Genomic DNA, 15458 nt, shown 5'->3' on the forward strand with positions numbered 1-15458 from the left:
ACCATCAGGATTAAATTTCAAGAAACCCGGTTTCTTAATTGATTGAATCTTGGATAATTATCAGAATCTAGGGAAAGTATCTGTAAATCTCTTTCCGATGCAATACCCTGATGAAAGACACGACACTATCATTAAATTTGATACCGATTCGGTAATCCCCAACTCTAATGCGATAGTAGTCTGCCTCACCTTTTAGTTTTTTTAGATTGCTAACTTCACTCAATTTTTCTACTTGCTCAACCCGTTCAATAACTTCCTGAATTCTGGGCAATAAGTTGGGATCAAGAATCTCGATTAAATCCTTTTCAAAACTCTTTCTAAATTCAATATTCATGGTTTTCTATGCAGAATTTTGAAAATTTCCTCGCGGCTGACTACTTCAGTATTTTCGCCTTCTTTAATCGCATTTTCCATTCCGATATCTTGTATGACTTCGGCAAAAAGTTCAGAAAATACTTCTTTTTCTTCTTGCACCAACTCAAAAATAGCTGTTTTGAGCAATTCTTTGAGTTTAGTTTCATCTAGGGTAATTTCAGTCATGGCTTTTTTTTGAGGTAACATATATTCTAGCTTAGTTATAGCTTAGTTATAGCTTCACGCCTCTAAAATAGTGCGTTGTAGCCAATTGTATCGCCTCTTCGTAGAAAATGAGGATGGGGTGTTTTTCCGGTGTCACAGAATATCCCTTATAATTTATCGTGTCAATGTTTGGATGCGCTGGCAACAAAAAAAGTAATCTTGAATTTTAATGTTGATTATTGCCTATTTGTAGTAAGCCCTTCAGGGCTTATTCATAAATCCCAATTATCAAGGATAAATTTACCAGCAAATATGGATTAAGCCCTTCAGGGCTTACTATGAAGTAGAATTGATTCATAAATGTTTAGGATCACTATAGCTCCTCATCAGTCCCTACGGACAGGAAATTTCCGGTTTCCGCAAGCAAATTTGCCTAATATTAGTTACCCTAGACTCAGGAGCAAAATAGTTACATTTCCGTCATAGATTTTTATGACTCAGGAATTCCATATTTCCGTTACCCCGGTTGGAGATAATGAATATTTGGTGCGAACCGAAAAAGTCGCATCCGGTGTTCCTTTAGCCGAAGAACAAGTTAAATGGCCTGTGGACGAATGGTTAGCCCAGGCTCGTCAATTGATGAATGATCCCCTGTTAGGTCTATTAGAGGGCCAAACAGTTCGTCGTTCCGGTGGTTTTGGCCAAACAATCGCATCTCAATCCACCAGTGATCCGCCTCTATTAAGTTTAGTAGAATTGGGTCAACAGCTTTATCATGGATTATTTCAAGGAACTTTACACAATAGTTGGACTTGCGCCCAAGCGATCGCCCAAAATCGTCAAGAATTATTACAATTACGCTTAGGCGTAAAAGGCAAACGATTATCGAGTTTACCTTGGGAAGTATTGCACGCCGCAGATCGTCCAATAGCGACGGGAACCGATGTGGTTTTTTCCCGTTACCAACCGGGGATGAATTCTATTCCCCAAACCCAAGTTAGAAAACCCAATCAACCCTTAAAAATTTTAATTGCTATTGCTGCCCCCACCGACCAAGAAACGCTACAACTAAAGCGGGAAGTGTTGCATTTACAAGAAGAATTGCGACGGGAAAATAGACGAAGTAACGGCAATTTTGTCAAACCCACAACCCCCGATATTCAACTAACTATTTTAGAACAACCCGACCGAGAACAACTCACTCAAGCCCTAGAACAAGGAGAATATCAAGTATTTCATTATGCCGGACATAGTAATTTAGGTGTATCTGGGGGAGAATTATATTTAGTTAGTCGTCGAACCGGGTTAACAGAAACCCTAAATGGCGATGATTTAGCCGGATTATTAGTTAATAATGGCGTGCAAATGGTGGTGTTAAATTCCTGTCGGGGAGCTTATGGAAATATACCAAATGTTAGCGATGATTCTGCCCAGTTAAATTTAGCTGAATATGCCGTTAAGCGCGGTATTCCAGGGGTGTTAGCTATGGCAGAACGTATTCCCGATGATGTGGCACTGACCTTAACGCGATTATTATATAGAAATCTAAATCAGGGTTATCCGATTGATTTAAGTTTAAGTCGAGCCAGACAAGGATTAATTTCTGCTTATGGTTCCGATCAACTATATTGGGCATTGCCAATTTTATATTTACATCGACAATTTGATGGATATTTAACCGCGAATCACGCCAATAATTCGATTCTCGAAGAACAGGAATTTTTACCTTTACCTTCTCCTCCAGTGGAACAAGAGTTGAAGCCAAAATCTACCACTAAAACTCTATCATTATCCGAATTAGATAACATGAATGATGATAATATCGAAGATCTATTAGATGATATCGTTTATGAAGATAATTTAGACAATGATTCAGATAATCTTGACTTTATTGGAGATTTTCTAAATAAATCAAAGGTTGAAAATCCCCCCATAAAAACCGAATCAATATCAAGTTTAGTATCAGAAAAAATACCTTCTTTATCTTTAAATTCACCGTCAAAACCTATTACAAATAAGTCTTTAAACTCTGATTCTAAAACCTTTTTATCGGGTTTAAGTGCCGTTAATTTATTTAAGGGAAAACGATTATTCTGGGTTTTACCATTTTTGCTCATTCCCTTGGGTTTTGGGGCTTTGTGGTGGCAAAATATGGCTTTACAATCGAAAAAATTAGCCAGTGATAGACAAACTCCTTTAGTTACTATTAACTCAAATCAACCTCAAGCTACGGATTTAAAAACAGCAAATACTGATTATGTTTTAGGAATTGCTGTTGAACAATTTTATCAGAGAAATCTATTATCGGCAGAAGAAGCAACTACAGAATTATTAGATAGAGGAGCATTACAAAAAGCTAAAGCCGCCTTAGCTGCGGTACAGGTTCAAGATTTGAATAATCCTATGGTTAATTTTCTTCATGGTCGGTTAGCTTGGCAATCTATTCAAAGGGGAAGTACGGAATATAAAATTGATGACGTGCGACGCCATTGGGCAAAAGCAGTTCAACAAAATCCTAAATCTATGAAGTATAAAAACGCCTTGGGTTTTGCTTATTATACCGAAGGAAAGTTAGAAAATGCCTATCAAGTTTGGATGCAAGTTTTAGAGGTTGAGGAACCTACTTTATCAGGAAAAATAACACCCGGAACTGCTAATAATATCCAGTCTCAAGTTCAACAACAAGATAAGTTAAATGCTTATGCGGGAATTTCCTTGGTTTGGTGGAGATTTGCTCAAACTTTGCCTAGTAAAGAAAAAGAATTTATGTTGAGTAAAGCGGTTAAATTTAGTAGTAAAGTGATGAGTGAAGCACCTAATAAATTTGAACCTAATGAATTATCTCAAAATTGGATGTGGTCTAAGGAGTTAATTCGAGATTGGCAATTATTGTTACAACAGAAATAGATGATTATTGAAATCATCAAAACTTACCCGAAGATAGCCCCATCCATAACCCGAATTAATAGATGTATGCTTGAAGTTGGGAAAACTTTTGTAGAGCGAGTATTGCTTCGATAGTGGAAGATATGGTAACGTATTGGGCAAAGTTTAGTTTTAAGCTTGAGTGCCTGTTTGATGGGGTGCATTTGTTGAGAAAAAACGCATCTAGCTCGAAAATTTCAGAAATTGCCTTCTGAGATCTTCTTATAGATTAGAAATCGAACTAACCCAAAACAATAACGTCGATCCGAGGATAAAAAATGACTCCCATACCAGTTTATAATTCAGAGGACAAAGTTTACACATTTAATGGTATCAGTGACTTTGAAAAAGTTGATAATAGCGACGCAATCAACTTTAGCAGCGATCAGGACTTCACCATAGCCGTTTGGGTTAAAGCCGAAAGTCAACAAAAAGACACGAAAAATGGAGATAGGGAAACTCTCTCTCTATATTAATGGAAAATTAGAGGGTAGCAATCAAGATACGACTACTGGGAATACCAAAACTAATAGTCCCCTCTATCTGGGTTGCCGAGGTTATCAAAATGCGGGCATGAATTATTTCATGGGCAGTATCAAGGGTTTATCTATTTATAATGTCGCCCTCAGTCCAGAGCAAATTCAGGCAGTGGTTAACCCGACCCCAGTGAAACCGATTATTTTAGACGGCCAATTGGAAATTCCCTGCAAATTGGAGACAGGGGTAGAATTTACTAACGAGCAGAGTCAGGATGTCACGTTTAAATTTACCCCATCAGGCCGATTTAGCGTTCCGGAATTTTTGCCGGAGTGTACATCAGCAGGAATTAAGGACTTCAAATATCAGGATGTGATGAAATATCCTAACAATACATCCTTTGCTCTGCTGGCGGTGAACAAGCAAACCGGTGCGGTTGTAGCAGAAGTGGGTCAAGAAACGACTCTAGTTGTCAAAGCGGGTGAAACTTTAATCTTCATTCTTAATGACGTGCCTGGGTGTTACTGCGATAACACCAGCGCCATCACAGTCAATTGGTCGTGCTCTGTCTAACTCCTTAACTGGCAACGGGCAATATTATTGCTTGAAACCCAGATCACAGTAAATATTTAAGTCCCATCAATCGCGGATCTAATTATGACCGAATCGAAGCGGTTTTGTCGATTGGTGGGATGACAATGACTTGATTTTTACTGGCTTTTATATTATAGATGTAAATTTTTCCAACTATTTTCAACACGGCTATAGAAATCCTAAATTATTTGTGGAATAATTCTTTAGGAGGATGACATAACGAACCCATTAAGTTAACTCCCATGCACTGAAAACATGAATAGTAATAAAACTTTACATCCCTTAGTAATTGCCCAAGCTGTAAAGACAATTTCGGATGGCACAAAAGAGAGAGAAAAACTGTTTTGGCAGCAATGGGGGCAGTATCGAGATTATCTTTATCATTGCTGCCTGAAATGGATGAGAGGTAATGCTATTGATGCCGAAGAGGTACTCAGCCAAGCGATGCTCAAAGCCATTGAGAAGATTAGACAGGGGAGTCATATCGTTACTAACTTTAAAGCTTGGTTGACCCGACTAACCTATAACCTCTGTATGGATATACATCGAGAATACAAGATGTTAGGTAATCGGGTTGAGAGCTTGGAAATAATATTTGAAAAAGGGGATGATGGGCTTGTTTCCTCCTCAAATAGTCCTGAAAGCTGGGCTTTGGAGTGCGAACTAGGAATAATCATTCACCGTGTGATTGAGGATTTACCACCCAGACTGCGGGAACCCTTTGTCCTATACTTCATTGAGGAGAAATCCTATCAGGACATAGCACAAGAGCTAGGGATATCCTACGACAACCTTTGCAAACGGATTTCACAGGCACGAGGAATTGTGCAAAAACGATTGACAAGGTATTTGTCTGGGTTAGAACAATCTTCTCTATTGCCTTTTAAGTTACCCGACAAAAAAAAGATAACCGAAGTAGAGAGTTTCGACTCCAATGCAATTATCAGGGCTGACTCAGAGATTACCCCACCCTCCCGACAAAAGGAGGGCTTTGATCGTTCCCTTAATTATCAAGTAAGTGCGATATGTCTCGAAACACTGCCTCATGCTTGGTATCACTCACCCAGTCCTCTGGGGTGGAGTTGAATATTCACCTAGTCTTAGAAGAAAAACCAACCCGACAACACCAGAAGTTGAAAACATTAAGTCAGTATGTGCAGCAGTATCCCTCTGGCTGGAAAAAAAGGTTGGAATTAGCTAATTTGTTCTACGCGATGGGTCAATGGTCTCTGGCGATTGAAGAGTATCGCCATGTCCTTGACCTACAGCCCCAATTAATCAATCTGTGGTTGAAGTTGGGGAAACTTTTGGAACTCATGCAACAGAAAGCTGAGGCAATTAAGGTTTATGAAAGTGCCTTAGCTTTCTCAGAAAATGAAGTTGTAAGTAAGAACATTAGCGGATTGATTGCCGTTTGTCAAGGTGATACGGAAAAAGCCATCATTGCGTTTGAAACGGCGGCTAACCTAGAACCAGATAACACTGCTACCTGGCTGGCTCTGGGACAATTGCAGATGGGTAGAGAGAATCCTGTGGGGGCTTTACAAGCATTTAACAGGATTTTGTCCATCAACCCAGATGATATTGTGGCTTTAATTCATAGCTATGATGGACTGCTCCAACTGGGGAATTATCAGGAAGCCCAGCGATGGCTGAATCAATTAATCGTCCTAGCTCCTAATGATTTGCGGGTACTTCAACGACAGTTGGATTGGCGTTGCACGATGAGATGGGTATCTGGTGAAGAGGGCAAGCAGACTAAAAAGATGATTAGCTCTGCTTTACGACAGGCACCTCATGGAGCCGAAGTCCATAAATCCTTAGCTTATTACCACATTTTTCGAGGAGATTGGGAGCAAGGAGTCAGGGTGTTAACAGAGTTTACTGAAGAACACCCTAATAATCCTCGTGGTTGGTATTACTATGGGCTGTGTTTATTTCACAGGGGGGATTATCAGAGTGCAGCTAAAGTGATACTGAAAGCTTATCGTCTCTATCCCAATGATTGTGAAATCTATCGAGCCTTATGTGAAATTTTGATTGCCTTTACCCAAGTTTCTCTCCCAGGAGGAAAGGAAAGTCTTGCTTCAATCGTGCAAGAAATGCTGGAGAGATTTCCTGAACGTTGGAGTGTTTGGGCGACAGCAGGGCGGGTGCTGGTGCAAAAATTTAAGCAAATTGAGAGGGGATGTCGTGTTTCTTTCCAGGGAACTCAACTTCAGCCTCTGTTACCGGATGCTTGGTTTCGTCATGGCCGAGTGTTAGCCTTAGCCCATAAACACCAAGAAGCGGTGGAGGTACTACAGCAAGGATGGCAGTTTTTACCTGAAAATGGGGGATATCTGCAATTCGTCTCGGCTGCGGTGTGGCTAGGAGAAAGTTATCGGGTGCTGGGGAATGATGGGGCGAGTCACCACTGGTGGGAAGAAGCTTGCGTGGGAAGTCAGGAACTGAGAATGTTCAATCCCGTTATGGCTGATTACTGGTTAGGGAGAGCTTTAGAGGGGTTAGGGGATGTTGTGGGGGCAATAAAGGTTTATCGCAGTGCCTTAAGTCAACAGTTACTTTATCCGGCTCGTGGGGAGGTTGAAGTGGCTTTGAAACGGCTAAAAACTTTATTGCGAAAGGGTTAACCTCGTTGAGGATGAGTTTCTAGTGGGATTGAGTTAGGGGAAAAAAACAGCCTCTAACTCAAAAAATTCAGAAATTGCCATCTGAGATCGTCTTATAGATACAGATGCCTAAGCCCGGAACCGGGCTACCACGAAAAAAAATCAGTTTACAGGTAAATAACATGGCCGAATCATCAATTGTTAAAGTTGATCCTAACGAGGAAAAGCTCGAATTAGTCATCAAAACGGGTAACAAAGAGGAAATCTATTCACTTTTGGCTAAACCGAGCTACACATCTGTGTTAGTCGTTGAGGCTGAACGGGAAATTTTGCAGACTTTATCGATCGAAAAAGTCATATTGAACTTAAAAACGACTGGTGATTTGATGTACCTGGCATTTAATGCCTTGTCAGGGGTACCGAATATCCAGGTCAAGATGTCTGACCTACAAAGATCGTTCTATGAAGCTTGTACAGTTTGCATAACAACAGTTCAAGGTTTTGTAACAAAGTCTGATGATGTCATCGAGAATATATTCTCGGCTTATAGCTTCTTATATCAGATTGAGGAAGAGGCAGCTGTGGATATAATTGCACAGTGTGGAGAGACTGCAAAAGAGATGGCTCAGGAAGCCAGAGCTTTAGCTGCTCGTTTTAAAAAAATTATAGCTGACTGCACCGTTGTACATAATGAGTCACTGGACTTAAGAAATATTAAGAATGAAGACCGAGAAAAGTTAAAGCAGGGTTTAGCCGAGTTGGCAGCAGTTCAGAAAAACGCTGAGACGCTTCAAGAGCAGATTAAATCATCACTAGAACAAATCAATATAGAATATGAGGAAGCTAAACAGATAGAGCAAAGAGAATCCCAAAGGGCTTTTGATCTAGGACTCGCCTCTACAATTATGGGGGGTCTGTCTGCGGCTTTTGGTGCAGGAGTTCAAATGTTCGCTGCGGCAAAAACTGGGGGATTGATGGGGGGAAATTTAGGCGGTGGAAACACTTCAGCAGGTAACACCCAAACCTCATCAACGAGCCCGACAATAAATAAGGTAGACTCATCAATAGCTGATTTGGAGAAAGCAACGAAAGAGGAGCTTGCACTTCAGCGAAAAAAACTTAAAGTTGAGCAAGAAATTGTTGAGTGCAACAAAAATATACAAGACCTACCTGATTCCCCGGCAAAAGAAGCTGAAAAACAGAAACTTCAACAAAAAACCCAAGAAAACCAATTATTAGCACAGCAGTTAGAACAAGCAAAACTAGCCCTCGAAGGTTTTCAAAAAGCCACAGATCGGATGTCACAGGACTTGAAAGAAATGTCAAGTTCCTCACAGTCTGCACTAGAGCGTGCGTCAACTCACAAACTTAATTTGTTCAATGCCCGGAATAAACTTGCAGAGGATAGCCGTCAAACGATGGCAAAACTTGCAGAATATGCAGTACGAGTCTCAAATACAAAAATCGACATTGATAATACAGCTATGGCGATTGAGAGTCTCGAATGTGCAGTTCGCGCTCTCGCCCAAGCCCACGTTGCATTGACTGAGACAGCATTATTTTGGGATTCAATGGCGAATTTCTGTGAAAGGCTGCAATCCCCAAGGGCTCAATCCTCACTGAAAAGCGCTATGAAGATCCAATCTGAGGATAAACGGCGTAAGGCATACTCTCAACCGGTTTTTATGAGAGCAGCCCTTGATATGCTCTGTAAATGGGTGGCTGTGAATAGCGTCTCTAAAAAATATCTGGTTGCTTCAAATGAGGTATTTCAAAAAGTTGGAGCCAACATCGCATCCGCACCTTCAATTGAGGCAGGGCAAAAAGCAGCACCAGCCTTAGCTCAATCAGTTCTTAAAAATCTTAATGCAGAACTGAAAACTTTAGATGTTCAAGCAGTGCTTGTACCTTAAAAATCAAACTTGAGCTATTTATCTAAGGTTGCTTAAACCCTAATAAAGCGATACTTCTAAGATAGTGGGTGTTGTGATGCTTTGCTCCACAACACTCATTATCTCTTCCCCCTTCCTCACTCCCTTTTGTTCCAACCCCTGTGTTGACGACATAAAGCAATGACTAACCCCCTCTAAAATTCTTGATCCACACATTAATTATCTAGGCAAAATGAGCGATCTAACGATACTGACACAAGATAATCTAGGCCTTTGGGTAGAACCTTATATAACGAATAAAGAAAAGATAGAGACCCTGATAATTCCTCAGAAAATTGACAGTAAATTTGTGGCTGATTCTAGGAATCAGATCCTTGGAGTTTTGTCAATGGATTCGTTAGTGCGGAATTTGGAAAATTCTGGGGATTTAGTGTTTCTGGCATTCAACGCTTCGGCGGGAACAGATATTCAGTCTCAAGTAGCTGGAATCCAGTTTTCACTGCATAAAATTTCTGGCCAATGTATTAACACACTTGATATATATATCAGTCAATGTCAACAAATCATGATTGCTCTGGTTAAAATATACAAATATCTATTGGCAGGTAAAGAATCATTAGCCGGTATTCAATTAGAGTATTGCGCGAAGATTGCAAACCAGATGGGTATTTATGCCAAAAGTTTAGGGGATAGTTTTGAAAATCTTTATAATCAGTCCTATGATGTCAGTAAAAATTCATTAAATTTACGAAATCTGAGTTACGCTGATCAGACTAAGCTGACTAAAGAATTGAATGAATTTAATGAACTTCAGACAAACGCGAAAGTCTATCAAGATAATCTTTTAAAAGATATCGATAAGCTGATTATAGATCATTGTGATTCCCTCTTAAAAATAGAAGAGTCTGCTGGCGGGGGCTTTAGCGGTTTTGTTGCTGGGTTTTTAGGGTTTTTTGGAGTCAATGTTCCTGACCCAAGAAAGGAACTTATAGCGCAAGAAAATTCTCGATACTTTGCTCAAATGCAACGTCTTCAGCAACAAAAAATTGAAACTCTTTTAAAAATCAGCAGATATGCAGGACAAATTTCCAACCTAGAAAGCAGTATTTCTGATGCTGCCAGATCTGTTGAGAGTTTCCATACTGTATATAAAGCACTCTCTACAATCGTGGTTTCATTGAAGCAGGAAACTGTTTTCTGGTATTCAATGGAAAACTACTGTAATAACCTTAAAAAATTCAAAAACCTTCAACCCCAGAAAAGCTTATCTTTAGAGAAAAAGATTCAGAGATATTCTAGCGAGCAATTCATGAATATGTTCTTGCGGAGCTTATCCCAATGGATGGCTGTCTATGGAATTTCTCAGGAATCTTTAGTAGCAGCAAGAACTATGGAAAATAAAGTAGCAGCTAATATACAGGCATCACCTTCAATCGAAACTGCTAAGAAACTAACACCTGAGTTAGCTAAAAAGCTTTTCGGTTCTGTCAATATGCAGATTCAAGCTTTAGAAGAGGCTACAAAGCCTATCAACTAAGGTTTAGAACAAGCCTGCTCGTCGTTGATGGAATAGCTGCAATAGATTGGAAATCATCGCTATCTAAAGTCAACCAACTCACTACTGAATTAAGTCACGGATAAACACAACTACCGGAGTATACAAATGAATTTTTTTCCTTCTAAAATACTACTCAATAAAGTCAAGTTTATGGGGAAAACGTTAGTCGTTTTTATTCTATCTTTACTGCTGTTTTTCCCAACTCCTGCATTGGCGTTTAACTTGAGTGGTTTCTTAAATGATATTCAGAAAGTTGACTTCAATAAAGTCGTTAATGATATTCAGAAAGGTGACTTGAATCAAGTCTCTAATGAGCTTCAGAAAATTGACTTCAATCCAGTCGTTAATCTGATTAAAAATACAGTTAATCCCCCTGCAAGTGTAGATCCATCTATTGCCTATAACCAGGAGCTACAATCATACATATCTAAACTTACAGTAGATTTTAAGGGCATACTGGAGTCAATTCAGAAACTTCCCACTCTACCTGAGAAGGAAGGTCAAGAAAGTCTGGCAACGATAGACAGTCAACTACAAAAACTTAAAGAGGATTCAAGTAACCGTGCCAAACAGTTTGATACTTGGAGTAATGAGCAGCAGAAAAAATATCAAGAACTTCTGAAGGACATCAACACAATGTATCAAGAGCAAGAAGTTTTGAAGAGAGAAGTGGAAGCCAAGAAAGCAGAATTACCCATGGTAGAACGTGAATTAGGTCTTGAGGGAAGTAAATATGATGAAGCTTACAATAAGTACGAAAAACTGAACCGCGAGATACAGGATAATTTGGCAGCGGCGAGGCACGTTAGAAGGGAATTAGATGGACTAACCTTTGATCCACTAGGGCTTAAAAGCTCGTTCAATGAAGAAATAAGAAAATACGAAGGTAAAAATCAAGAACTTGAACCGCTCAGAAATGATCTAAAATCACGATTGGATCGGATCTCGCAACTCCGCAATGCCGTTGAAAGCAAGAAAGCAGAACTCAGGTCGAAGCAGTCTCGTATCGATACATTAGAACAAAATAAAACCAAGTTAGAGAGCAACAAGCAGACAATAGCTGAAGCAGCAGTCCTAGCCACTAGAATGTCTTCATTCTGCAATAAGGCTGAAAACGACATCAACTTGGCAAAACAAAATATCGGGAACGTCAAAGAGTATGCGGATGCACTTTCTTCTTTCAGCGACCCGGATATCTTGGGTGAAATCAAAGATTTGGCTACATTAGTCACAAACTTAAGTAATAAAGTCTCTCAAGGAATTTAGAAAATACCTGTTAGACATGACTTAAGGAACAGACGCAATAGATAGCGGTGATTGCCATCTATTTCTATGTAGATTTAAACCCAAAAACGACTGAGTTAATTTATGGACACCCAAAACTACCGGATTATGAAAATGACATTTTTTACCCAGAAAAACCTACTAAGCCAAGCCAAGGTTGTGTGGAAAACCTTAGTAATTTTGATTCTAGCTGTACTGCTTTTTGTGCCAACACCCGCTTTAGCATTGGACTATAATGGCACAATAAAGTCCTATGTATCTAACGTGAAAGTAGAGTTAGATAGTGTATTGACAGCAATTAAAAAACTGCCCAATCTGTCTTACGAGACTGGTAAAACAACACTGTCAGAGATTGAGAGTCAATTACAAAAACTTCAAACCGAAGCCGGGAAAAATGCCGCAGATTTTCAGAAGTTGAGGGATGAAGGTGAGAAAGAGTACAAAAATGTTCTTAATGAGATCAACAAGCTATATGCCTCCCAACAAGCTATGGAGAAGGAAGTGCAGAGGAATGAAGTGGAATACCAGAAAAAACAAAGTGAACTAGAGCGCATTGAACGGGCTGCAAAAAAACTGGGAACGCAAGTGGATAATCAGTTTATCCAAGGAGCTGATAACTTCAGGAAGTATTTGGAAAAAAATAAGTCAGATCTATCATTAATTCAGTCTAGGCTGAAAGCTTTAATAGCCAGTAGAACCAAGTTAGAGGATGATAACAAGAAGTTGTCCGAGGGCATAAAATTAACCCAAGACATCTCCCAATTTTCTGATCACCTCGAAAAGCGAATTAACTTGGCAACACAAAAAACCGAGAACGTCAAAGGGTATGGGGAAGATCTTAAGTCTTTCAGTGACCCGGATATCTTAGGTGAAATTAGCGAACTCAATCAAATGGTGGCGAATTTAACCACGAACTTATAACAGGTTCGGTTCAGTAAGTTATAAAGCTTCACACTATTGTGCTACATACTTTCTGGAATATGTGCAATAGATGGCAATCATCGCTATCTATTGCTATCTAAATTTAAACCCAGAAACTTCTGATTTAATTGATGAGTGTCCAAAACCAACGGAGTATGAAAATGGCATTTTTTACCCAGAAAAACCTACTAAATCAAGCCAGGATTGTGTGGAAAACCTTGCTCTTTTTGGTTTTATCTACACTGCTTTTGGCTCAAGAACCCGTATTAGCATTAGACTATAATAGCGCAATACAGTCCTATGTATCTAACGTGAAAGTAGAGTTAGATAGTGTATTGACAGCAATCCAAAAACTTCCCAATCTGTCTTATGAAAATGGGAAAACAACACTGTCAGAGATAGACAATAAATTACAAAAAATTCAAATTGATGCTAGGCAAAATGCTGTAAAATATGGGAATTTTAGCGATAAATCTCAGAGAGAGTACGAAAATCGTCTTGATAGAATCAATCAGCTACAAGAAGAGCAGGCAAATCAAGGATATAATGAAAATCGCACTCTGGAATATAAAGTTTTTTCTCCAAACGCTATAACACGCGACATCGGTATATTCGGCGATAATAAGTATGTATACTTTTTTGACTTTGTTACCAACCATTGTGAAGCTAATAAACCTGTACCTGAAACTAAGGCTGGCTATATATATTTGACATTTCTTCCCTGTGTAGAAAGACTTGTTGGATCTGATAATGAGGATAATCTAAAAAACTTTAAAGAAGCGATGAAAATTTACTATATAATAGACCGAATCTATCAAGTGGTGGTTTACAACGGTTGCAAAACAGACCTTAGCACTAAAGAATTCGTGGACTGCGCCGTCCGCGCCCTTGATCAATATACTTTTGCCCGTGAAAGAAGTGGAACAAGTGGAACATATTACATCCAATCTGTAGGGCCTATAACGCGAAAGCCGGAAACAATCCGGTTTTTAGAAGCCTATTATATTGAGAAAAGTTTAAGAACTTTACGAATAGAAACTCCTGTGTTACAGAAGGCAATCGTATTAACCAATAAAATCTCCCAATTGTCTGATCACCTAGAAAAGCGAATCAACCTGGCAACACAAAAAGCCGGGAACGTCAAAGAATATGCAGATGCACTTCAATCTTTTAGTGACCCGGATATCTTAGGTGAAATTAGCGAACTCAATAAAATGGTGGCAAATTTAACCACGAACGTATAAATTGAAAAAAGAAAGTTTATAGGTGGATTGAGTTAGGGGAAAAAACGCCTCTAACTCAAAAAATTCAGAAATTGAGCTTGGGAAACGTCTTATTAGTGTAGAGAGGAAACACAAACCTCAATCTATAGGTAAAAACTCACAAAGACAAGGAGTAATTAAAGTGATCTTAAATCGTTGGATTAAGGCAATCTCCGTCTTAATATTTGTTTTTAGCTTGGCACTGATTACCAGTCCCTTGCCTGCTAATGCTGCTTCAAGTAGTTATCAACTCACCTGCGAAGATATTAATATTTACGGTTCTATATTAGAAGCGAATTGTAGAAGAAGGGATCAATCAGTAAATCAGACTCATTTATTGTTGGAAGGGATTGAAAATATTGATGGAACTCTCAAGGTCACTTCTTCTTGGAGACCTGCTAATTTTGATCAGTCTTGTGATCATATCTCAATTCGTGGAGATGTCATTTCTGCTCGATGTCGAACCAGATCAGGTCGCTATGTCTCAACCAGCATACGCTTAAATGGCATTGAAAACATTGATGGAGAACTAAAATACACCAGTGAACCAACAGATGAACCTGTTGCCTTTAATCAGCCTGAGGTTAATGAGGATGTAGAAAGAATTATCAGCGAGATCAGAGCAGATCAAGAGTTCAGATCGCATTTTGATAACGATCAAGAATTTGAGAATTATCTCAACAGATTCCGAGAAAGTTGGAATTAAAAAATTTGGGGTGAATTTGAGTTAGTTGCTCAATCACCATTTGCTATTGTTAAGCTGTTTTTTGATGAAGGGCGATCGCGTATCTTTCCCGAAGGAGCGTGATCGCTTTTTTTGTTTCTGGAAAATGCGATCACATGGAGGAGAATTACCCCTCACAACTTAATAAAGATTGCCACACCGAGATTGAAGTTGCGCTTCAGGTAATCCAAAGCTTTTAGTAGGATATCCAGGGGATATCTTCCGACCTAAACAAGAAATTTCCCGGGTTCAAGTGTTAGTCGATTTAGCAAGTGGGTTAGAGTTAAAACCCCATACAAATTCTCAACAAACCCTGAAAATATTCAAAGATGCTAATCAAATTCCTCCCTGGGCAATTGAGGGTGTTGCCACCGCCACAGAAGCGGGATTAGTCGTTAATTATCCTGATAAAAATACCCTCAATCCCAATCAAACTGCAACCTATGGTGAAGTGTCATCTATGATTTACCAAGGGTTAGTTTATCAGAAAAAAGCACAACCCATTGCTTCTGATTACATTGTGAATTCACGGTGACGGTTGACGGTTAAGGGCGGGGATACCCCGCCCCTACAAATCCGTGAAATCCGTGAAATCCGTTTAAAACAGAGCTTTTGATCAGGTTTCCACTGCTGAAACAGTATTCTCATTTCTTAGATAATTTAAAAATGTTACCCTTCCAGATGGTGTAT

At 39.3% G+C, this 15458-nt stretch carries 14 protein-coding genes; 12 read left to right on the forward strand and 2 right to left on the reverse strand.

Annotated elements, in window-relative coordinates; genetic code table 11:
- Positions 1-67 precede the first annotated feature (67 nt).
- Together NMG88_RS07940 and NMG88_RS07945 are read right to left on the reverse strand one after the other, a co-directional pair.
- Positions 68-334 carry a type II toxin-antitoxin system RelE family toxin gene (locus tag NMG88_RS07940; RefSeq protein ID WP_227350387.1) on the reverse strand — a complete coding sequence of 89 codons (267 nt, stop codon included), beginning with the start codon at positions 332-334 and terminating at the stop codon, positions 68-70.
- On the reverse strand, positions 331-540 hold the full coding sequence (locus NMG88_RS07945) for a hypothetical protein (RefSeq protein ID WP_026788845.1): 210 nt from the start codon (positions 538-540) through the stop codon (positions 331-333). The genes NMG88_RS07940 and NMG88_RS07945 overlap by 4 nt, the downstream gene beginning before the upstream one ends.
- 471 nt (positions 541-1011) lie before the next feature.
- Between NMG88_RS07945 and NMG88_RS07950 the strand changes: the two genes are divergently transcribed.
- The 12 genes from NMG88_RS07950 to NMG88_RS08005 all read left to right on the forward strand — a co-directional run bounded on the left by NMG88_RS07950 (position 1012) and on the right by NMG88_RS08005 (position 15303).
- On the forward strand, positions 1012-3426 hold the full coding sequence (locus NMG88_RS07950) for a CHAT domain-containing protein (protein ID WP_254035294.1): 2415 nt from the start codon (positions 1012-1014) through the stop codon (positions 3424-3426).
- Positions 3427-3722: 296 nt separating this feature from the next.
- Positions 3723-3920, forward strand: a complete 198-nt coding sequence (locus NMG88_RS07955) for a hypothetical protein (RefSeq protein ID WP_254035295.1) — start codon at positions 3723-3725, stop codon at positions 3918-3920.
- Positions 3889-4494 carry a LamG domain-containing protein gene (locus NMG88_RS07960; RefSeq protein WP_254035296.1) on the forward strand — a complete coding sequence of 202 codons (606 nt, stop codon included), beginning with the start codon at positions 3889-3891 and terminating at the stop codon, positions 4492-4494. The genes NMG88_RS07955 and NMG88_RS07960 overlap by 32 nt, the downstream gene beginning before the upstream one ends.
- Positions 4495-4770: 276 nt before the next feature.
- Positions 4771-5601 (forward strand): RNA polymerase sigma factor, encoded by an 831-nt coding sequence (locus NMG88_RS07965; RefSeq protein ID WP_254035297.1) that lies wholly within the window; start codon positions 4771-4773, stop codon positions 5599-5601.
- Positions 5541-7148, forward strand: a complete 1608-nt coding sequence (locus NMG88_RS07970; RefSeq protein ID WP_254035298.1) for a tetratricopeptide repeat protein — start codon at positions 5541-5543, stop codon at positions 7146-7148. Before NMG88_RS07965 ends, NMG88_RS07970 begins: the two co-directional genes overlap by 61 nt.
- A gap of 161 nt (positions 7149-7309) precedes the next feature.
- Positions 7310-9040: a hypothetical protein gene (locus NMG88_RS07975; RefSeq protein WP_254035299.1), complete on the forward strand. Its 1731-nt coding sequence runs from the start codon at positions 7310-7312 to the stop codon at positions 9038-9040.
- 211 nt (positions 9041-9251) lie between these two features.
- Positions 9252-10556, forward strand: coding sequence for a hypothetical protein (locus NMG88_RS07980; RefSeq protein ID WP_254035300.1), 1305 nt, complete (start codon positions 9252-9254; stop codon positions 10554-10556).
- A 126-nt stretch (positions 10557-10682) separates the two neighbouring features.
- Positions 10683-11843 carry a hypothetical protein gene (locus NMG88_RS07985; RefSeq protein ID WP_254035301.1) on the forward strand — a complete coding sequence of 387 codons (1161 nt, stop codon included), beginning with the start codon at positions 10683-10685 and terminating at the stop codon, positions 11841-11843.
- Between the two features lie 132 nt (positions 11844-11975).
- Positions 11976-12782, forward strand: coding sequence for a hypothetical protein (locus NMG88_RS07990; RefSeq protein WP_254035302.1), 807 nt, complete (start codon positions 11976-11978; stop codon positions 12780-12782).
- 161 nt (positions 12783-12943) lie between these two features.
- Positions 12944-14026: a hypothetical protein gene (locus NMG88_RS07995; protein WP_254035303.1), complete on the forward strand. Its 1083-nt coding sequence runs from the start codon at positions 12944-12946 to the stop codon at positions 14024-14026.
- Between the two features lie 160 nt (positions 14027-14186).
- Positions 14187-14750, forward strand: a complete 564-nt coding sequence (locus NMG88_RS08000; protein ID WP_254035304.1) for a mannose-binding lectin — start codon at positions 14187-14189, stop codon at positions 14748-14750.
- A gap of 271 nt (positions 14751-15021) precedes the next feature.
- Positions 15022-15303, forward strand: coding sequence for an S-layer homology domain-containing protein (locus tag NMG88_RS08005; protein ID WP_254035305.1), 282 nt, complete (start codon positions 15022-15024; stop codon positions 15301-15303).
- The last annotated feature ends 155 nt before the right edge of the window (positions 15304-15458 follow it).

The sequence above is a fragment of the Planktothrix agardhii genome, assembly GCF_904830935.1.
Classification (GTDB): Bacteria; Cyanobacteriota; Cyanobacteriia; order Cyanobacteriales; family Microcoleaceae; genus Planktothrix; species Planktothrix agardhii.

Excerpts from the sequence above, each read along its gene's own strand:
- NMG88_RS07940 (WP_227350387.1), bottom strand. The coding sequence starts at position 334 with ATGAATATTGAATTTAGAAAGAGTTTTGAAAAGGATTTAATCGAGATT.
- NMG88_RS07945 (WP_026788845.1), bottom strand. The coding sequence starts at position 540 with ATGACTGAAATTACCCTAGATGAAACTAAACTCAAAGAATTGCTCAAA.
- NMG88_RS07950 (WP_254035294.1), top strand. The coding sequence starts at position 1,012 with ATGACTCAGGAATTCCATATTTCCGTTACCCCGGTTGGAGATAATGAA.
- NMG88_RS07955 (WP_254035295.1), top strand. The coding sequence starts at position 3,723 with ATGACTCCCATACCAGTTTATAATTCAGAGGACAAAGTTTACACATTT.
- NMG88_RS07960 (WP_254035296.1), top strand. The coding sequence starts at position 3,889 with ATGGAGATAGGGAAACTCTCTCTCTATATTAATGGAAAATTAGAGGGT.
- NMG88_RS07965 (WP_254035297.1), top strand. The coding sequence starts at position 4,771 with ATGAATAGTAATAAAACTTTACATCCCTTAGTAATTGCCCAAGCTGTA.
- NMG88_RS07970 (WP_254035298.1), top strand. The coding sequence starts at position 5,541 with ATGTCTCGAAACACTGCCTCATGCTTGGTATCACTCACCCAGTCCTCT.
- NMG88_RS07975 (WP_254035299.1), top strand. The coding sequence starts at position 7,310 with ATGGCCGAATCATCAATTGTTAAAGTTGATCCTAACGAGGAAAAGCTC.
- NMG88_RS07980 (WP_254035300.1), top strand. The coding sequence starts at position 9,252 with ATGAGCGATCTAACGATACTGACACAAGATAATCTAGGCCTTTGGGTA.
- NMG88_RS07985 (WP_254035301.1), top strand. The coding sequence starts at position 10,683 with ATGAATTTTTTTCCTTCTAAAATACTACTCAATAAAGTCAAGTTTATG.
- NMG88_RS07990 (WP_254035302.1), top strand. The coding sequence starts at position 11,976 with ATGACATTTTTTACCCAGAAAAACCTACTAAGCCAAGCCAAGGTTGTG.
- NMG88_RS07995 (WP_254035303.1), top strand. The coding sequence starts at position 12,944 with ATGGCATTTTTTACCCAGAAAAACCTACTAAATCAAGCCAGGATTGTG.